Origin of the sequence: Allocoleopsis sp. (genome assembly GCF_036703385.1) — a bacterium.
Lineage (GTDB): Bacteria > Cyanobacteriota > Cyanobacteriia > Cyanobacteriales > Coleofasciculaceae > Allocoleopsis.
Genome location: NZ_DATNPA010000149.1, coordinates 1 through 18,826 on the forward strand (window position 1 = coordinate 1; position 18,826 = coordinate 18,826).

Sequence of the window (18,826 nt, forward strand, 5' to 3'; positions counted from 1 at the left end):
GATATTGATGCGATCGCAGATACTCTACAAACGGATAAAAAGGTTAAAGATGGTAAGGTGCGGTTTGTCCTGCCGACTCAGATTGGTGCAGTAGAGGTGACTGACCAAGTACCAGCCGATGTAATTCGCCAAGTGCTGCGGCAAATGCAGTCCTGAGAATATTAGGGGGTTCCTCATCCAACGAGAGTAGGTGATGGAGCGATTACCTCCGGTACCATGCCAAGCACAATCGCATCCACACCCAACCCAACAAGCTACCGAAAAAGTAAGCCGGAAAATCTGACCAAGTAAATGCATTACCAAGTACGAGGCGACCCGGTAGGGTGCGTCGCATGGCTTCTAAAAAAGGGGGATGCCACAGTTGCAGAAACTCCAAAACACAGGTAGCCAAACATACTCCTACTGCCGTCCAGAGGGGTGAAGCGTTTGGGAAAATCAGAGCAACTAGCAAAATCCAAAAGATTTCATAGGCGATGCTCCCAAACAAGTCATTGAACCATTCGGGTGCGGTTCCATAAAACCGCACAACATAGCCTAAAGGAAGAATTATCAAAATGCTGATGAGCAAAGCAAGTCGATACTGTAAAACGCGATGACGCTGAACTGTTGGGCGAGCCATAAGAATAGATAAGCTGGAAGTGTCAAGAATCTATTCCCAAGTTGCCACTACGTCAGGATAATGTATCGTCTTGCTCCTCAAAAATTAGCATTGTCTCTTAGGCGTCTTCAATCAAATGGGCTGTCCACTCGGAAATTTCTGTCGCGGTCATATTCCCTCTTGGAGAAAGGCGTGCATCCTGATATCCCCATTGCTCCAGATCAATGCGATATTGCAAGGGTGATAGCAGCGTACCCTGACAGAGTTTTTCTTTCTCAGGAGTGCTGATTAGCTCCTCCTGTAGGCGCTGGAACAAATCATTCATGACCCATTTGGGAATCCGCGATCGCTCTCCAGGATAGATGAAGCCAAACAAAATGAGATGACTGAACAACACTCGCCACTGAGAACCAAAGCGCTGAAGTAAACGAGACCAATCCAAGCGATGGCTACAGGCGAGTATAAGGTGTGCTATGTCTGCACCATCAAAGCGATCGCGTGCCATGATAAATGCCTTAGACCAAATGATCTCCTCCGCCGCACATATCCGCACTGGCATCCCCAGAACCTCTTCCTCGATGGCATACTCCAACCAGATATCGTCAACCTCACCATTACCATTAGCACCGTTGAAGATAATATCAATAAAGTCCTCGCCGCAAAAGGCTTTCGCTAGCCAGTGAGGAGCGGTGATTTCAGTGCAGTAGCCATGCTTAGAGAGAACCTCTAAAATCGGCTGACAATCACTAGGGCGAACAAAAATATCTAAGTCTTTTGTGTAGCGTGCAATTCCCGTGTAACGCTCGAACGCATAGGTACCACCGAGGAGAAAGGGTATTTGAGATTTGAGCAAAATATCAAGTGATCGACGATAAAATGCACGAGTTTTAGGTTCAAGTAAGTCTTCGCAGAGAATAGGAGATTGCATAATCGTTGTTTTAAGAGGCTTTTCTTTACGTTTGGATACCTTTACCTCATCAAAACAGTTAGGTAACGGCAATCCTAGTTCTTATTACCTAATGGTGATGCACAACACACATCCTATCCTCAATCTAGAGACCGAAACTCGATGAAACTCAGCTGTAAAAAATACTTCCAATGAGGCATGAAAGGCATCCCTACCGCTAAGCCATGATCAAGCTGAACACCTGTCTGACTGCGATCGCTCTTGACGGGTGGCAGCTAACAGGACTTGAGGTGAGGAACTGATGACAAGCACCAAGGATGTGGTACGTCTGGCGGCAGTGGGAGATATTCATTGCAGCAAAACCTCTCAGGGCACTTTACAACCCCTGTTCTCAAAAATCACGGAGAGTGCTGACGTACTCCTATTATGTGGCGATCTGACGGACTATGGACTGCCTGAGGAAGCCCAAATTCTAGTCAAGGAATTAGCCGCTTTGAGAATTCCGACTATTGCCGTGTTTGGCAACCACGATTACGAATCTGGTCATCAAGATGCGATCTCCCAAATCTTATGTGAGGCAGGTGTGACTGTACTCAATGGAGATGCCTGTGAGGTTCAAGGGATTGGGTTTGCCGGTGTGAAAGGCTTTGCTGGAGGCTTTGGCTCCAAGGCTTTAGGTGCTTGGGGAGAGGATATTATCAAAAAATTCGTGCATGAGGCCGTGGATGAAGCCTTGAAACTTGAAGCGGCTTTGGCAAGGTTAGAAACACCCCAGCGTATCGCCGTACTTCACTATTCCCCCATTCAGGCGACTGTTGAGGGGGAACCCCCTGAGATTTTTCCCTTTTTGGGTTCCAGTCGGCTTGAGGAACCCTTAACTCGCTATTCGGTAACGGCAGCCTTTCATGGTCATGCTCACCACGGTCATCTGGAGGGACGCACAAGTAGCAACATCCCGGTTTACAACGTATCTATGCCGCTTCTCAAGAAAGCTTTTCCTGATCGACCCTTTCGTCTGTTGGAAATTCCTCTAGCATCCTAGTTCTCAGACAGGAGGGGACATTGTTGACATTTTTGAAGTTTGTATGGCGATTTCTCATTTGAGCGTGTGGCAAGAACAGTAAGGACTTAGCCGCAGCAACATCGTCTATACAACCCAAAAGTTTTATAGACACCGTGTCTCTACGAGATTGGCGTAGAGCCAATTGGGGCTTTTATAACGGATCTAAGCTACTCAATCAATTCCTGATGGCTATCTCTAGACTTAAACTAGATGCTAGCCTAAAGGAGGATTTTTGGTCTAAGAATATAGAAGGCTTTGTTAAAGGATTTAAAGCTTTAAATATCTAAATAAGATTTCATACAGAAGTATTTCTATATACAAAAAATCACAGCAAAAGAAGAGATTATAGAGTTGGATACAGGGTTTAGAAGTTAGTGATAAATCCCTAGAGAGATGCCCTATCATCTCTCTTTTGCTATAACAGTAGATAAGTTTGAATTACTCTCCTTAGGTTTTAAATCTAAGGATAGCGTTAAGGGATTTTTGCTAACTCAACATAATTGATTCTAAGGAGATTTTAGATGTCTGGAGAAATGTGCTGGCTACCTTCGTTTGGTACTGATGGAGACAAAATATTGCATTTACGAACCAATTCTACCCAACCCTGGCAACCTTATACCGCCTGTCCCCGGTTTGCAGTTCCCGACTATGCAATCCCTAGAGGAACTAAGGGCTGGGCAACGTATCAAAAATTGATGAAACAACAGTGGACTTTGATACCCAGCGATCGCGCATTACGAGAGCTTTCCTGGTTCAATCAGGATTTAGAAGAGCGTAGAGCGAGTTAAGCTGTCAAAATTGAGCAAACAGAACATTTCATCAGCCCAGGCATAGTGGTGTATCTACCCCATAATATGATGTCCGGTTGATTACCCTTAATAAAAGCATGTTTGTAGTGAGCGCTTGAGCGTCCACTCCGAGAAGACTTGCCTTCCTCGCTATAAACTAATGCATCGTGTGGTTTTCTTAGCGGACATGGTATAACCGAAAGTTCACCGTTTCAGGTTTCGCTTCTCGTATCACTTTTAGCTAAAATCCCAGTCACGACATCGTTTCTCTAGCGAACCTGATGGATGTACTGCACAATTTAAACCATCTTTACCATAGTAATATCGGCATACATGGCAAGGTTTTGTTTGCTCTAACTTCTCAAGTATGGCATCCCATTTGCTCTGCACATGAGCCTGATACTGATGCGTCAAGGAGTGATTGGGGTCAATATCCAAGGCTTGCTGGAAAGCGGCAACAGCATAATTGTAAAGCCGAAGAATTTGCACGACGTATTTCGTCCAAGCATCAGCACGGCATTCGTATAGTTCAATCATCTTGAGGATGGAAATCCCGTATGCTAACCAGTCCTCAACAGAGACGCTTTTAGAGTAATTTTTAGCGTCGATTAAGACTCGTTTTATTGTATCTAGTAATTCTCTCGGATGCCAAGGTTTGGCAACGTAAGCCTCAGCATGTTTGATACTCCAGTAGAGGGCAAAGTGTTGTCCCTTGCCGGTTAGAAATATCACAGGTATATTCTGTGTTTCAGGGTTGGCTTTGAGCAAACGGCAAACACCATAGCCATCCATCCGAGGCATGATAATATCAAGTAATACTAGATCGGGACTACTCGCATAAATTTGCTCTAGCGCTTCGACCCCATCACGGGCTTGAATTACATTCAGTCCACTCCAGCTTAACTGGTTCGAGATACATTCCCGTTGGCTGCGAGAGTCTTCAACCACTAAAACTGTACTCATTAATTTCTACCTTTTTACTGGGGCAATGTTTACACTCAGGACTGATGTTCACTCCGATGACTGGTATTGTCAGATCCAACTTACCCACTCTGGGTGAGTTTCTTATCACTGGTAAAAAATCCTAAAAGCCTATTAGCTCACATGAGTTCAAAGGCTCAATCTTAAGACTGTGTTAATTTATTTAAGGTTTTTGTCATCTACCCTAAGAATGATTATTATCAAAACTATTACTGCCATAACACCTCTAAAACAGGTTCTCAAGGACAATAGTCCGTAAAAACGGATAAAAATCATTTTCCCTGACTCTTAGCTTCTGACTTTCAAGTGAGATGCGAGTCGGGAGTCTGTGCATTAAGAAAACCACGGCGATCGGGAAAAGTTAAAGTTTGATGAGTGAAGATACCTACAAATTAGTAAAGGATGACTTTGAGACTCGTGAAATAGACAATATCATCGTTGTCGGCAAGTCACTGCCAGTCCGAGTATTTGAACTCTTAGGGTTTAAAGGGAAAGTAGAAGAGCCGATTCTTGACGTTAGGAATTATTTTCAAAAGGGATTGATGGTTTATAGAAGACAAGATTGGCACGAAGCTCAAAGATGTTTTGATACTTGTTTAGAGATTAACCCCTCAGATAAACCTTCACAAGTTTTTGGAGAGCGAATTAAAGTGTTACGGGAAAATCCACCCTCCGATAAGTGGGATGGTGTGTGGCAAATGACGAAGAAATAAAAAGAAGCGATTTCACGAGGAGGCTATCAAGGGAGGTCTCCCTGAAGTTGACCTTTCAGCCGAGACTAAATCAATTTAAATTTTCCTTAAAAAAATCTATATGTATATCCAGAGGTACACGTTATTAATGTTGCATTTCACTAATAAATGTAATTGTTAGCCTTCAATAGTGACACCTTAGAATTAAAAAACTATAAAATTCAAGAAAGAAGCGGGTGCAGAAGTGTTTTGATTTTGTATTTTTCTTAAGTTTTATATAGCCATACTTAATATGATGGGCACAGGCACACAGGAGTGTAAACTCCATTACTGCACCTTGGCAGCCGTATTACCTGTAGGAATATTCCACACCGATGTCGAAGGGCATTATTTATCGGTCAATGAGTACTGGTGTGAGATAGCTGGAGTTACGGCAGCAGAAGCTAGGGGAAACGGTTGGGTACAAGTCTTGTATCGTGACGACCAAGAACGTGTCTTTGCTCAATGGTATCGAGCGGTACAAGAGAACTTGCCGTTTCGTTCAGAGTATCGGGTTCAACGTCTTGATGGAAAGATAACCTGGGTTTTGGGTCAAGCTGTCGCCGAGAAAGACAAGAACGGAGCTGTAACAGGTTACATCGGCACACTTACGGATATCAGCGAATACAAACAGGCCGCGAAAGAATTAAGCCAATACCGCCACCATGTTCAAGAATTGGTGGAAGAGCATACCAGTGAACTCCACCGGGTTAATCAACAACTTCAACAGGAAATTGCTGAGCGCAAACGTATGGAGGAGGCTCTACGTCAACAATTTCTCAAGGAGCGATTGATGGCGGCGACGCTGGGAAAAATTCGCCAGTCTTTGAACTTGGAGGAAATCCTCAACACTACAGTCTGCCAGGTGCGCCAATTTCTCCAAACAGACCGCGTTTTAATCTATCGCCTTTGGCCTGATGGAACGGGGAGTGCCGTAACAGAGGCCGTAGTTCCTGGATGGCCTGCTGTTTTGGGGCGTACCTTTCCTGAAGAAGTCTTTCCTCAAGAGTCTCGTGAACTGTACTGCCAAGGACGAATTCTTGCCATTTCCGATGTAAAACAGGGTGAGGTCTTACCGTGTCTCGTTGAATTTGTACAACAATTTGGGGTGAAAGCCAAATTAGTAGTGCCCATTCTTCAGGACGAAACACTCTGGGGGTTGCTCATTGCTCATCATTGTAGTAATCCACGTCAATGGCAGTCTCTAGAAATTGATTTACTCACATCTCTGGCAACTCAGTTGGCGATCGCTCTCAAACAAGCTGAACTCTACCAGCAAAGTCGCACAGCGACCGAGAAAGCCTTAGCACAAGCCCAACAACTTAAGCAAGCCTTGGCTGAACTGAAGAAAGCACAAACCCATCTGGTACACAATGAAAAAATGTCCAGCTTGGGACAACTCGTTGCTGGGGTAGCTCACGAAATTAACAACCCTGTTACCTTTATTTATGCCAATCTAGTTCATGCCGAGAACTATACCCAGGATATCCTGGGCTTACTCCAGTTGTATCAGCGGCAATACCCCAATCCTACGTCAGAAATTCAGTCAGAAATTTCAGCGATAGACCTAGATTTCCTGATTGAAGATTTACCGAAACTACTCTCTTCGATGAAGATTGGGGCAGAACGAATTTGTGAAATTATAGCCTCACTGCGTAACTTCTCTCGCCTTGCCGAAGCCGACGTAAAAGCGGTCGATATCCATGAAGGTCTTGATAGTACACTAACCATTCTGCAAAACCGCTTGAAGGCTCAAGGGAGATATCCTGAGATTCAGGTCGTTAAAGAGTACGGCAATCTACCAAAAGTAGAGTGCTACGCAGGACAGCTGAATCAGGTATTTATGAATTTGCTCAGTAATGCGATAGATGCGATCGCCTCTCGCTTCTTCACGAACGATGCCATAGACGAGTTAAATGTTGAAAGGTTGAAGGTTGAAAGTTCAGAACAGTCTTCTAACTCTCAACCTTCTAACCTGCCACCTGCAACCCTCTCAACCCTGCCACCTGCAACCCCTCTGATTCGGATTCGCACCGAGGTACTCAACAACCAACAAGTCGCCATCCGGATTGCAGACAACGGTTCAGGGATGACAGAGCATGTCAAAGCTCGATTATTCGACCCCTTCTTTACCACCAAACCTGTCGGTGCCGGTACGGGTCTGGGATTGTCCATTAGTTATCAAATTGTGGTCAAAAAACATGGCGGTCAGTTATGCTGCTTTAGCGAATTGGGGCAAGGTACAGAATTTATGATTCAGATTCCTCTATCGCCGTGTAAACTCGAAGTTCAAGACTAGCTTATGACTGTTCGCAGTTGAGTGGGGAGCTAGAAAATAGGGTGCAATAAATCCCCCATTAGAATTATAGAAGAAAACCCTTGTTTTTTATTTTTTACTTCTGGGGTTAGATGGATTTAATCCTAAAAACTGAGATAGTATTTAGGAAAATTATTTAATAAGAGAAATGAAAAGGAACAATCTACTGATGAGAGTTGTACTCTTCAGCTTATTACTGATGCTAGTAATTGCTCCTTTCGCAGGCGTTGCACCTTTGATGCTGGTTCTATTGGGATTTGGACTTTATTGGATAATCGCATCTTTGGTACAAGCTTTTTTTACGGCTGAGGTCGAAGGAGAGGATAAAACGGCTGGATGAGAGCTATCCAGAGGCAAGTAATAATGTCAGAGCTGTTTGTCCAACCTCAAAATTCGAGGAGTCCTTTTCTCGAAGATTAACCAGTCAATGGGAGTAGTCCTATTTCTTTCAAGGGATAGAGACAAGAGTCCTACAAGATTTGAGACCTTAAGGAGAAATTGCAATAAAACTTTAACAACTTCTTGCTCCTAATCATGTTTGGAATCAACGAAATTAAAACAGCAGCTTTGCTAGGGTTGCTGAGTGGCCTACTCGTTTTAGGTGGCTATTATCTAGTGGGAAATGAGCAGGGTCTCTACATGGGTCTAGCCCTGGCAGCAATCACAAGCTTTGGTTCTTGGTATTACTCGGATCGCGCAGCATTAGCAACGTATAATGCACAGCCTATAGCTCGTCATGAGTCACCAGAACTCTATGATAGAGTTGCCGCGTTAAGCGATCGCGCAGGCATTCCTATGCCTAAACTATTCATCGTACCCACAAAATCGCCTAATGCTTTTGCCACAGGTCGAGACCCAGAACATGCAGCCATAGCCGTTACACAAGGCATTATTGAGCTACTTTCCCCTGAGGAACTTGATGGGGTCTTGGCACACGAACTGACCCACATCCGCAACCACGATACACTGACTCAAGCCGTTGCAGGAACTATTGCTGGAGCCATCACCTTCCTGGGACGGATGCTCACCTTTGGTGCGCTTTATGGCTCAGTGACTCGCGATAACCGTCGAGGCGGTAACCCTATGGGTGTCTTGTTCTTGATTGTTTTAGCTCCAATCGCCGCTGGCTTGCTTCAGTTTGCTATTTCTCGTACACGCGAATATGCGGCTGACTTGGGTTCGGCGGCAATCACAGGCAATCCAAGGGCGTTGGCTAGCGCACTGGAAAAGCTTGAGGCAATAGGTCACCAAATTCCAATGAACGGAAATCCAGCGATGTCACCTCTACTCATCGTTAATCCCCTCTCCACAAAAGGGTTGTTAGCTCTGTTCCGAACTCATCCCCCTACTGAGGAGCGCATCCGTCGGCTTCTAGAATTGGCAAAGCAAAAGCAAGCTGCCCCAGTTGCGGCGTAATCCATACAGAGCTGAAAAATTCTCCCATGTTGTTCATCCCCGGTAGAAATACCGGGTTTGGTTTTTACTTGTAGCATTTCTATCAAAATTAGAGTGAAGTCTCGTACAATTGATTTCACCTATTCGGTTGACACAGGAGCGGATTTAATGCCAGCAGCAGTTGGAACGATTGAAACGTTAGGTTTTCCTGCTGTGCTAGCAGCGGCAGACGCAATGGTCAAAGCTGGTGCAGTCACGCTTGTCTATTATGGGATGGCGGAAAAGGGTAACTTCATAGTGAGTATCCGGGGAAAGATTTCTGAGGTAAATATTGCTGTTGCGGCAGGAATCGAAGCCGCCGAGAAAGTCTACGGGGGTCAAGTGATGGAGTACTACATCATTCCGAATCCTGATGAAAATGTTGTAACCGTTATGCCAATCGACTACACACAAAAAGTCGAACAGTTCCGGACGTTCTAACAGCTGTTATATAAGTTGGGATGACAGGCTAGGCGATGCATAGAAAGCGCTTCCATTCAAAGGCCTGAGCTTAGTTTGAAGCTCTTCCACAGAGGCCGATGAGTGAATGAGAGTTGGCGAAGAGTTAGGCGCTGGCTTAGGAATTCTAGACAGGGCTTCGTAAAGGGTCAGCATCAGATAGGGATCGATGAGCTTCAATCCATTGGTATAAAGAGCGAGATGAGTGGTGATTACAAATAAGGGCTGACAGCGGTAGAAGACAATTGGAGGATTCTTACTGTTTGGGTTGAAAGGGCTGTACTCGCCCGTCTCACCACCGTACTCACACTCTCGATTGTGGATACTGGTCAACGAGTATGGACTGCCGTACTCGCCGTCAGGGTTAATAATGGAGTTGCTCTTGTGAATGTCCGAACAGAGGCGACCTAAGAATTGTCCGGAGGGAGACCAGAGTTGTCCGTGACCATCAATGGCCTGGAAAAGCTCGACGTAAGGTCGAAAAAGGGTGGGAATCTTCATCAAAATGTCTGTGCCACTTACCTGGTTTATCATTCCATTATCGGAGATTGATGTTTGCGATCGCGTTTGCATAAACTCTGGCAATGTATAAGTTGTGTTTCATAAGGTATAACGGCTGCTGTTGCATAACCTCATGCAGACGGAGAGATACATGTCTGTGGAGAACGACACAAGGTATCATTCGCCATGCTCGAATCAAAAAGCTGGTTGTACAAACAAATGACTGTTGAGGAGTTGGAGCGCATTTTTGCCGCACAGAACCAACAAGGGTTGTTGACAGAGTGGGAACAGTTTAAATTAACGATTTCTCCAGGCGATGAATTATGGACTTACTCTGGCGGGATGGGAAACGTCGGTGTTGCTTTGTTACGCCAGGGAGAAGTGATAGGGGACTTTGAAATGATGGCTAGATAAGCAATTCTACAGCGTTATAACCAGTAACTGCCCAACTTCTGCGATCGCATTTTACTGAAAAGCTTGTTATTCGGGCTTTTCGGGCTATGGGAAAATGGCGATCGCTAAAAAGCGTAGATTAAATACTGGGGTTGGAAACTGACCGCGATTGCATCTTTTGCACTAGTGAAAGCTAATCGCGCTTTGTTTAGTATTTGCCTATACTTGCTGCTATAGGAAGACTCAAGCTTTTCAGGTTACCAAAATCTCAAGAAATCCGATTCTTGGCGCTGGTACAAGAGTCACCATGAGCTGCACACACAGCCAACCATGAAAGTTATTCCTCGCCTATTTATTTTAAGTTAGGTGGAATATAGAACTTTCGTAGAGAGAAAAGTGACCAGCATATAGGTAAGCGTATCAGCAAAACACCGATTACCAAAACAGATGCGATCGCAACCATCACTTTATTTACCCATGTGCCTTCAAAATCGCCCAGGTAATGGGAACCAATCAGCACCGTATGAATAGCAGCTAGCACTAAAGCTGGGACAGCTAGCAGATGAATCTGCCGCCAATGCTTGCCCAACGTAATCTGAAGCCGATCAAAACTTGTAAGCGCCGCTGGCGTCATCAACACAAGGGCGACAATACCGGCCCAAATCCCAATCTGATGTAGGGGCAGCATAAATGAGATGGCATCAAAATTCCACTGCAAGGTATGCTCCAGCATATGCCCAGTGTGAGCCACCGCCAGCACATACGCTCCCACTCCAATAGCACGACGATATTTTAACGGTTGTGCCCAGAAGCGACTTATCGGACGGGCAATCAGTGCAAACATGAGCAGGATGAGCGAGGCATGACCCGTGTAATCCACCATTGCATCAGTCCGCAGCAGCGTTAAGATGCCGATCGTTAGAGTTACCCAGCCTCCCAAACGATAAAGCTGACTGCGTTTGTCGGTACTCAGTTTAGAAGCGGATACCCCCACACCAATCATCATGGGCATCGTCCCCAAACCAAAAGCCAGCATTGTTGCTGCCCCTATCCACAAATTTCCCGTCTCTGCTGCCTTGAGTTGAGCGGCATACAAAAAGCCGCAGGGCATCAACCCCCAGACACCGCCCAAAAGAATCGGTGTCCACCAGTGAGGCTTAGTAGAGAGTTCAGCCATTGCGGAACTCAGCCTTTGATGCCATTTACCCTGCATGAGTGGGTGCAGGAATGGTAGATGTGGTAGAAAGTTGGGTTTAATTTGCAACAAGCCAAACCAAATCAGCATGATGCCAGTGAGAATGGCTATCCACTGACGTAACTCGCTGCCAATTCCCGCTAATTGTCCACTAGTGAGCAACGCCGAACCCAGCCCCCCAATCGCAGCACCAACCAAGGCGTAGCTAACTATCCGCCCCAAGTTCAGCCAAATGTGAAACCCTAGGGGCAATCCTTTCTGGTGTTCCCGCTTCCGAGACAGGGAAAAAGCGACCGTGATGGGTCCACACATCCCGACACAGTGACCAAAACTCCCCAGGAACCCCAAGGTCATGATTAGAAAAAGGTCTACTAGCATATTCCTGGGTTTGTACCGAGAGGAAATTTAATAATTTGAACGCATCTCAATTAATTTATCGTTTTTTTGATGTGCTCAATTTCCTCTGGGATTTTAAGGAAGACGATCGCCCCTGTCAAAAGACAAGCTGTCAAACTTTCAGGGCTCATACTCCTGACGCGGAGAAATTCTCTGGATATCATCAACTGATTTTGACCACATCCCTTTAGATCTAACCAGTTTGTGGATTGTCCACTCCTGACAAGGGAAGTCAGCTTCCTCCTACTCTCCCCCTAAAAATTGCTCAAGTCCATTCACAGCAAGCGGTTGAGACCATCCGACACTCCCCATCAACCCCATGAGACGATAGCCTGACACCAACCATATTGGGGAGCCTGCACAAGCAGAACACAAAGCCGAATAGAAGCGCTTTACAGTCGAAATGTAGACGACCACGAAGGGAGTGAACCCAACACCACTCTTCACAAGTCGCCGCCGTAACTAGAATCAATGGGGTCTTTACCATGAACACCACCACCAACTCCTTGCATCAATCTTCTTCCTCCATCGACAACGCTCAGGACAATATCACCCTCATAAACACAATCGCGTTGAGTGAGCTACTCAAAGAAGAACTAACACTTCAGCTTGGCTCCTTACCCAGCAACGCTTTTTCAGTCATCAACCGCATCGTGGCAGAAGTCGCACGGATTTGTACCAAGAGTGACCGGATTCAACAGGGCGGTGAAATCCGCTCCTCACAGCTAAGCTTGGCACGTCATCGTCTCTCTAAATGTGTTGAGTACTATAATTTGGGTTCAAAGCAAGGTCGTGTGGAACTGCACAGCAACCTGAGCGTGATGATATATCGCCAAGTGGCACCCGCTCAAGCCCAGCTAAGCTTTGCTGCTCGCCGCCTGTTAATTGAAGACTTCCTGCAAGACTTTTATGCCGATGCCCTGAGAGCCTTTAGACGGGAAAATCAGGTCGCTGACAACTACACCCCTCGTACCAGAATAGAACTCGCTGAATACATGGCCTTCACCGAGCAATACGCCAAACGACGGGTGATGACAGGCTATGGTGCGATGCAATTACTCGTACTCAGAGCCAAAAGCTTTGCCAAACGCCAACCCACCGATACAGTGATGGACATTGAACAGGTGACAGAGTTTGCCAAGGGTGAAGAAGCACAGATGCAAAGTCGCTCACCCGTGATGCAGCAGGTGCGAGAGCGCCTAGTGGCTGAAACAAAAGACCCTCATGATGCAGTTCTGCGCGATCGCGTTGTGGGTGAGTTGGTAAAATACCTGGAGAATCAGGGTCACAAAGATTGTGCCGATTACTTAATCTTAAAGCTCCAAGACTTTGCCGCACCCGAAATCGACAACATCATGGGTTTAACACCCCGCCAACGGGATTATCTGCAACAGCGCTTTAAGTACCATGTGGAAAAATTTGCACGCACGCAAGAGTGGCAACTGGTACACCAATGGTTAGGTGCAGACATTGACCAAAAGCTGGGACTCTCATCCAAGCAGTGGGAGGCGTTTGTCGGACAACTTGACCCCATGCAACAGCAATTGTTAGACCTCAAGCGGGCGAAAATGAGCGATTTTGAGATTGTCAAAGCCCTAAAAATCACACCCAAACAGGTGCAAAAGCGCTGGACTCAGTTGTTAGATATGGCAAGTCTGGTTCGCAACAATGCAGTAGAAAGTTCCAAGGATGGCATTAACCAGTCAATCGCTGCATAATGTTCCAAAAATGGGTTTAATCTATGGCTTTTAATCCTCGTCCTCTGAAGTTATCTGTAATTCAAAAGGGTTCTACGGGAGCTGCTGTAGCAGCTTGGCAAAGATTTTTACAGGTGGGTGGATTTCCGATTGGGGCGGTTGATGGTGATTTTGGCAATATCTGTGACGTTGCGACTCGTCGCTATCAGGAAAAAAATGAATTGCCTGCGGATGGAGTTGTCGGCCCTGGTACTTATACGAAGGCTCTAACACAGGGATTCATTTTTTATGTCCCCAATCTCACGACTGCTATGCTTCTAGAGTGTCTCAACTTTGGGGAAGCCCAAGTGAAAGACTTACAGCAGAGTTTGAATGCGATCGCTAAACTCTCTCCCTCATTAGCGACTGATGGCGACTTCGGACTGAATAGCACTAGAGGTTTAGCTGAAGCATATAAGAAGATAGATGTCAACTTTAGACCTGCTCTGGCGCAACAGCTCTCTGCCTCAACCAAACTAAAACTAGGTTCTGACTTCGATCCAGCCTTGGATACACTCACCGAATATACGCGACGGCAACGCCAACGTCTTAGTGGTGCCCACTGGGTCAAGTATTTTCTGGCCAGCACTTCCATCGACGATCTGGCTTCACCTTTTCGCCAAAGGGTTCAAGCCTTTGAGAAAGCTTTGCGGGCAGCCGGGGCAACAATTGAAATTGCCAATACACTTCGACCCCCAGAACGGGCTTACCTGATGCACTATGCCTCCAGAATTGCCAGAGGAGACATTGCCCCGCAGAATGTCCCATCTAGAGTTGGTGTAGATATTAGTTGGCTACATTACACCAATGCCGCAGCGATTCAGGCGGCTCAACAGATGGCAGAGGCCTATGATATTGCTTATCCCCCTGCGCTACAATCTCGTCACACTGAGGGACTTGCGATCGACTGGCTTGTCACTTGGCAAGGTACGCTCAATGTCAAGGATGCTAACGGGAAGATGGTAAGTGTTGGTACTCCCCGTTCTAGTTATGAGAATCAGGTTCTTTGGCGTGTAGGTGCGACCTATAGGGTAATTAAGCTTGATAGCGATCGCCCTCACTGGTCTATTGATGGGCATTGACTTAAGCAGAATGGCACTGACTTAAGCCCTGAACTAAAGTAATCCTTCGGAGAACGCTGACGCTCCTTGCGTCGCTACCGCTTCGCTAACGCGAACGGGCTAACAGCTAAAACTCGTTGAAACGGGTTAAAAAGCTTATCCAGTAAGCTTTAGCTTACTTCAGCTTTGAGCCTGAAATTGATTTCAAGGCTCTTAAGTCAGTGACACTTTAAGGTGCGGAAGGTGGGTTTTTGGATGGCGGATTCATAATCAAAAGGTGGCAGAGGTAGTCGAGGGTTTTCGGGGTTGTTTATAGTCTGGCAATGCAGAATAGGATTTCCAGCGATCAGTCCAGTGGTATTTGCGATCGCTTTTAAGGCACTTTAAATCTGCGCCATACCGCCATCAACAAACAGCTCAATGCCGTTCACAAAGCTGCTATCGTCACAAGCGAGAAAGACAACGGCTTTGGCAATCTCATCGGGCGTGCCTACTCTGCCTAGCGGGATGGTTCTGGCTTGGCTATCCACGAACTCCTGCACCTGCTCATCACTCAGTCCCAAGTGATTGTAACCAGGAGTAGGAACCACGCCAGGACTAATGGCGTTAACCCGGATATGGCGCTCTTTGAGGTCGAGTGTCCAATTCCGGGCAAACGAGCGCACGGCGGCTTTGGTAGCACTGTAAACACTGAAAGTTGCGGTGCCCACGGTAGAAGCAGTCGAGGCGTTCAGGATGATGGAAGCGCCGTCTGGCAACAGAGGCAGTGCCTTTTGCACGGTGAACAGCAGACCTTTGACGTTCGTGTTGAACGTTTTGTCAAAGTGTTCTTCGGTAATTGCTCCGAGTGGGGCGAGTTCCCCAGCGCCAGCATTGGCGAAGAGTACATCAAGGCGTCCTTGTTCTTGCTCGATCGTGGCGAACAGGCGATCGAGGTCTTCCATCTTGGAAACATCGCTTTGAACACCCGTGACATTTTTACCGATTGCGTTCACCGCAGCATCTAATTCAGCTTGACGACGACCTGTGATGAAGACATACGCTCCTTCAGCAACAAAATGCTTGGCAGTAGCAAGACCGATACCACTGTTACCACCCGTGACAAGAGCGACCTTTCCTTCTAGTTTGTTCATAGGATTAAACCTCATGGGAATTCTAAGTTTGTGTGAATCATTGAAGTGTCATCTGTTGTTTCAAACGTCTGCTGCAAAATGCTGCCTTACAACTTTGAGAACAGCAAATTTAACCCTTCAGTCATCGTTGGGTGAGTCAACACACCATTGCGCAAAACGGTATAGGGCATCTGAGCTTGCATTACCATTTGCACCGCCGAAATTATTTCACCTGCTGCATGACACAACAGTGAACACCCAAGAATTCGACCCGTCCCAGCATCTGCGATCGCCTTCAACGGTTCATTGGTTTGCCCCGAATGGCACTAAGAAAAGCCCAAAGGCTTATTGTATCTTCGTTCCCAGCCTCCAGGCTGGGAACCAGTTGGGGCAAGGGCTGTATCTTAACTTAGTGCCATTTCTTACATCTCCTTTGATTGATCTGCTTAATGACGTTGCTTGAGACCTGCAACGAGGTCGGTCACTTGACGTTGAGCCTCTGCGCTCAGTGAGTCAAAGTCGTCTAAGAAGAATTGACGTTCTAGCGTTAACTTCCGGGTATTGAGCAACCCTTCGATCTGCCAACCTTGGTCGCCTTTCGTTACGACGTATAGCGGCAGCGAATCCCGTGACGGTGAAGTTTCGGTTTGTCCGGGCAGTATTACCCTGATCACTACGAGCATGAGCGCGAGTTGCGAGTTCACGAAGCGGACAAAATCCACCTCACCCTCTAGGCGTGTTCCTTTGACAACTGTGTCGAACGCTTGCTGATGAAATGCAGCAATTTCCTTTCGACCCTTGAGATGCGTGCCCTCGAACGTGATGAAATCGGCAGTTTCGCTGAACGGGGCAGCGAAGCCTTCGCCACTCCCGCGATTCCAGGCATCAATCATCTGGCGAAGGAAATCACGAATTGCCGACTCGTCAGCAGTAGTGGTGGTTTGAGCTGCTTGTGAATTCATAGTTTTGAGTTTTCCTTTTAAGTGATAGACCAGTTTTCAAGCGGCATAGAGGCTGTTATAAACTCTGAAAATCATCGGCTCTGTGAGCCAGTTCCAACCATGCCTTGCACTGATTAGGCAGGGATGAGTTGCAGTCGTGACGCGAGAAATTGACCGATGTAGTTGGCGATCGCATCCCCTTCCTCTTCCAAAGCAAAATGTCCCGTATCGAGTAAATGGAACTCAACGTCTTTCAGGTCGCGCTGGTAGGGATAAGCACCTTCGGCAGGGAAAATGTAGTCGTTCTTACCCCAAACAATCAGGGTGGGTGGTTGATGTTGGCGGAAATACTCCTGCCATTGCGGATATAGTGGTGGATTGGTGCCATAGCTATAAAATAGCGCTAGTTGAATCTCCTCGTTTCCGGGGCGATCGAGGAAAAGTTGATCCATGTTCCAGGTATCAGGGCTAATCGCTTCAAGGTTGCGAACGCCGTTGGTATACTGCCACTTCGTTGCTTCCAATGTGACAAGATATTTGAGTTTCTCAGCATTCTCAGGCGAACGCTCTTGCCAGTATGCCTTGATCGGCTCCCAAAATTCGCGCAAACCTTCTTCGTAGGCATTCCCGTTTTGCACAATCAGGGCTTGCACTCGCTCTGGATATTTAGCCGCAATTCGATAACCAATCGGAGTACCGTAATCCATCACGTAAAGGGTGTATTTCTTCAGATCGATCGCGGCAACAAACTTCTCCACAATTTCAGCTAGGTGATCGAACGTGTAGTCAAACTCATCCACACTTGGCATTGAACTGTTACCGTAGCCCGGATAATCGGGTGCAACCAAATGGAAGCGATCGGCTAAGGCAGGAATTAAGTTGCGAAACATGTGAGATGAGGTCGGGAAGCCGTGCAACAGCAGAATTGTCGGATTATCGCGGGAACCAGCTTCTCGATAGAAAATATCTAAACCATTGATCGCGATCGTGCGATATGTAGTCATGAGATTACTCCTTGTTTATGAAATCCCTTTGAGATCTAATTCGCTGTCAGTCTTTTGAACCATCAAGTCTGATCGCAGTTTCCACTTGCTGGATTTTGAGCAGGTACAGCGCTTGCACTTGCTGATAGCTCCGCTATCGCCACCGAAGACATCCATGTTGTAGAAGTCTGAGAAACAGGTGTTTCGTTGTCCTCACTCTTCAACATTTATTTGATTGAGAACACTAAAGTTTGCTAAGTTAAGCTACAATTTAGAGACAAATTCAAAGTGCTTGTTGAAGATTTTACCCATTGAGCAGGCTAATCGCGTCAGTCATAAAAATTGACCGTCTAAATGATATCGGAATCGGCTAAATCTTCGTAGCGATTGGAGGAATGACATCCATTTCCTCTAACAATGGAATGGAATCATTAATGTCCCAGGCTTGTCCTTCGGCTTTGGTTAAGTTGCGCTTGAACAGCACTACCGTCACAGGTTTATTCAGAAGCACTAAAGCGTTAGCAATAGCTGCACCTACATAATTAGATTCAGACTAAGCAGAAAAGATTGAGTTAGTGCTTCTTTTGGGATTAATTTGAGGTGCGATACGCGTAGCGTCAAGCCTCCGGCTTATCGCTCAACTGCTGTTCTAATTCGGCAATCCGAGCTTGCAGAGGAGCCATCATCGCTGCAACTTCTGTTTCTGAATAGCGGATGGGAATATGCTGAGGACAATTCTCGCTGGTGGCTTCAACGTGAAAGAGGATAGCGCGTTCAATTGCAGCAGGATAATCTGGAAATCGTAGTCGTTCAATTAATGCCGAATCCCCTTCAACATATTCGGCTCTTCCCCAAATCTTGATGCGTTGGCGATGCCGATAATCCATCAAGAACAAAAACGCTTTGTCATTGCCAGATAGATTGCCCACCGTGATGTACTGCACGTTCCCAGAAAAGTCGGCAAAGCCGAGGGTTTTCTCATCGAGTACCTTTAGGAAACCAGAGGGACCGCCCCGAAACTGGATATAGGGATAGCCATTAGAACTGACGGTTCCCAAGTAAAACCCATCGAGTTGCGTGATGAATTCCTCAAGTTTGGGAGTAATCGAGTCATTGGCAGGCCCCTTTGCAATGTAGCGTTCATAGCTCTGCCGCGAACCCCGTTGTTCTTGTGCGGCTTGCACTTGGGGTGTAAAAGCAATTTCTCCAAATTTACGTGGCATAATACCC

General features: G+C 46.4%; 22 protein-coding genes and 1 pseudogene. 12 read left to right on the top strand and 11 right to left on the bottom strand.

Annotated elements, in window-relative coordinates:
* Nucleotides 1-156, top strand: a pseudogene (locus V6C93_RS38120) (3-dehydroquinate synthase); the annotation flags it as partial.
* A 46-nt stretch (nucleotides 157-202) separates the two neighbouring features.
* Here V6C93_RS38120 and V6C93_RS07450 read toward each other — a convergent pair.
* Both V6C93_RS07450 and V6C93_RS07455 read right to left on the bottom strand, forming a co-directional pair.
* The gene (locus tag V6C93_RS07450) at nucleotides 203-619 is read right to left on the bottom strand and encodes a DUF2809 domain-containing protein (protein WP_333476021.1); all 417 of its coding nucleotides are present in this window, start codon (nucleotides 617-619) and stop codon (nucleotides 203-205) included.
* A 97-nt stretch (nucleotides 620-716) separates the two neighbouring features.
* Complete coding sequence (locus tag V6C93_RS07455; protein ID WP_333476022.1) at nucleotides 717-1,526, bottom strand: hypothetical protein; 810 nt, start codon at nucleotides 1,524-1,526, stop codon at nucleotides 717-719.
* Nucleotides 1,527-1,806: 280 nt separating this feature from the next.
* On the opposite strand from V6C93_RS07455, the gene V6C93_RS07460 reads away from it, so the two are divergent.
* Both V6C93_RS07460 and V6C93_RS07465 read left to right on the top strand, forming a co-directional pair.
* The gene (locus V6C93_RS07460) at nucleotides 1,807-2,547 is read left to right on the top strand and encodes a metallophosphoesterase family protein (protein ID WP_333476023.1); all 741 of its coding nucleotides are present in this window, start codon (nucleotides 1,807-1,809) and stop codon (nucleotides 2,545-2,547) included.
* A gap of 542 nt (nucleotides 2,548-3,089) precedes the next feature.
* Entirely contained in the window at nucleotides 3,090-3,356 is a 267-nt protein-coding gene (locus tag V6C93_RS07465; protein WP_333476024.1) for a hypothetical protein, read from the top strand.
* Nucleotides 3,357-3,593: 237 nt separating this feature from the next.
* Here the strand turns inward: V6C93_RS07465 and V6C93_RS38125 are convergent, their stop codons facing one another.
* Nucleotides 3,594-4,319 carry a response regulator gene (locus tag V6C93_RS38125; protein ID WP_349262640.1) on the bottom strand — a complete coding sequence of 242 codons (726 nt, stop codon included), beginning with the start codon at nucleotides 4,317-4,319 and terminating at the stop codon, nucleotides 3,594-3,596.
* A gap of 389 nt (nucleotides 4,320-4,708) precedes the next feature.
* Between V6C93_RS38125 and V6C93_RS07475 the strand changes: the two genes are divergently transcribed.
* From V6C93_RS07475 to V6C93_RS07495, 5 genes are all read left to right on the top strand, one after another.
* A complete protein-coding gene (locus V6C93_RS07475; RefSeq protein WP_333476025.1) occupies nucleotides 4,709-5,050 on the top strand; it encodes a tetratricopeptide repeat protein in 342 nt (113 codons plus the stop codon).
* A 271-nt stretch (nucleotides 5,051-5,321) separates the two neighbouring features.
* Entirely contained in the window at nucleotides 5,322-7,367 is a 2,046-nt protein-coding gene (locus V6C93_RS07480) for a GAF domain-containing protein (RefSeq protein WP_333476026.1), read from the top strand.
* Nucleotides 7,368-7,554: 187 nt separating this feature from the next.
* Nucleotides 7,555-7,725 (top strand): hypothetical protein, encoded by a 171-nt coding sequence (locus V6C93_RS07485; protein WP_333476027.1) that lies wholly within the window; start codon nucleotides 7,555-7,557, stop codon nucleotides 7,723-7,725.
* Nucleotides 7,726-7,919: 194 nt separating this feature from the next.
* Entirely contained in the window at nucleotides 7,920-8,801 is an 882-nt protein-coding gene (locus V6C93_RS07490; protein WP_333476028.1) for a M48 family metalloprotease, read from the top strand.
* 147 nt (nucleotides 8,802-8,948) lie between these two features.
* Nucleotides 8,949-9,260, top strand: a complete 312-nt coding sequence (locus V6C93_RS07495) for a carbon dioxide-concentrating mechanism protein CcmK (protein ID WP_333476029.1) — start codon at nucleotides 8,949-8,951, stop codon at nucleotides 9,258-9,260.
* A 6-nt stretch (nucleotides 9,261-9,266) separates the two neighbouring features.
* Here the strand turns inward: V6C93_RS07495 and V6C93_RS07500 are convergent, their stop codons facing one another.
* On the bottom strand, nucleotides 9,267-9,863 hold the full coding sequence (locus V6C93_RS07500; RefSeq protein WP_333476030.1) for a hypothetical protein: 597 nt from the start codon (nucleotides 9,861-9,863) through the stop codon (nucleotides 9,267-9,269).
* A gap of 102 nt (nucleotides 9,864-9,965) precedes the next feature.
* Between V6C93_RS07500 and V6C93_RS07505 the strand changes: the two genes are divergently transcribed.
* Nucleotides 9,966-10,193 (top strand): hypothetical protein, encoded by a 228-nt coding sequence (locus V6C93_RS07505; protein WP_333476031.1) that lies wholly within the window; start codon nucleotides 9,966-9,968, stop codon nucleotides 10,191-10,193.
* A gap of 331 nt (nucleotides 10,194-10,524) precedes the next feature.
* On the opposite strand, the gene V6C93_RS07510 is transcribed toward V6C93_RS07505, so the two are convergent.
* Nucleotides 10,525-11,721: a sulfite exporter TauE/SafE family protein gene (locus V6C93_RS07510; RefSeq protein WP_333476032.1), complete on the bottom strand. Its 1,197-nt coding sequence runs from the start codon at nucleotides 11,719-11,721 to the stop codon at nucleotides 10,525-10,527.
* 527 nt (nucleotides 11,722-12,248) lie between these two features.
* Here V6C93_RS07510 and V6C93_RS07515 point away from each other — a divergent pair.
* On the top strand, nucleotides 12,249-13,481 hold the full coding sequence (locus tag V6C93_RS07515) for a hypothetical protein (RefSeq protein ID WP_333476033.1): 1,233 nt from the start codon (nucleotides 12,249-12,251) through the stop codon (nucleotides 13,479-13,481).
* 23 nt (nucleotides 13,482-13,504) lie between these two features.
* Nucleotides 13,505-14,581, top strand: coding sequence for a peptidoglycan-binding protein (locus tag V6C93_RS07520; protein ID WP_333476034.1), 1,077 nt, complete (start codon nucleotides 13,505-13,507; stop codon nucleotides 14,579-14,581).
* A gap of 362 nt (nucleotides 14,582-14,943) precedes the next feature.
* Here V6C93_RS07520 and V6C93_RS07525 read toward each other — a convergent pair whose 3' ends face one another.
* Together V6C93_RS07525 and V6C93_RS38130 are read right to left on the bottom strand one after the other, a co-directional pair.
* Nucleotides 14,944-15,693: an SDR family oxidoreductase gene (locus V6C93_RS07525; protein WP_333476035.1), complete on the bottom strand. Its 750-nt coding sequence runs from the start codon at nucleotides 15,691-15,693 to the stop codon at nucleotides 14,944-14,946.
* An 86-nt stretch (nucleotides 15,694-15,779) separates the two neighbouring features.
* On the bottom strand, nucleotides 15,780-15,971 hold the full coding sequence (locus V6C93_RS38130; protein WP_349262642.1) for a hypothetical protein: 192 nt from the start codon (nucleotides 15,969-15,971) through the stop codon (nucleotides 15,780-15,782).
* Here V6C93_RS38130 and V6C93_RS07530 point away from each other — a divergent pair.
* Complete coding sequence (locus V6C93_RS07530; protein ID WP_333476036.1) at nucleotides 15,923-16,135, top strand: hypothetical protein; 213 nt, start codon at nucleotides 15,923-15,925, stop codon at nucleotides 16,133-16,135. The two genes, V6C93_RS38130 and V6C93_RS07530, sit on opposite strands and share 49 nt — an antisense overlap.
* Here V6C93_RS07530 and V6C93_RS07535 read toward each other — a convergent pair.
* The 4 genes from V6C93_RS07535 to V6C93_RS07550 form a co-directional block, all read right to left on the bottom strand.
* On the bottom strand, nucleotides 16,119-16,634 hold the full coding sequence (locus V6C93_RS07535; RefSeq protein WP_333476037.1) for an SgcJ/EcaC family oxidoreductase: 516 nt from the start codon (nucleotides 16,632-16,634) through the stop codon (nucleotides 16,119-16,121). The two genes, V6C93_RS07530 and V6C93_RS07535, sit on opposite strands and share 17 nt — an antisense overlap.
* A 113-nt stretch (nucleotides 16,635-16,747) precedes the next feature.
* Nucleotides 16,748-17,617 (bottom strand): alpha/beta hydrolase, encoded by an 870-nt coding sequence (locus V6C93_RS07540; RefSeq protein ID WP_333476038.1) that lies wholly within the window; start codon nucleotides 17,615-17,617, stop codon nucleotides 16,748-16,750.
* Between the two features lie 349 nt (nucleotides 17,618-17,966).
* Nucleotides 17,967-18,107, bottom strand: a complete 141-nt coding sequence (locus V6C93_RS07545) for a hypothetical protein (protein ID WP_333476039.1) — start codon at nucleotides 18,105-18,107, stop codon at nucleotides 17,967-17,969.
* 106 nt (nucleotides 18,108-18,213) lie between these two features.
* Complete coding sequence (locus V6C93_RS07550; protein WP_333476040.1) at nucleotides 18,214-18,819, bottom strand: pyridoxamine 5'-phosphate oxidase family protein; 606 nt, start codon at nucleotides 18,817-18,819, stop codon at nucleotides 18,214-18,216.
* Between the last annotated feature and the right edge of the window lie 7 nt (nucleotides 18,820-18,826).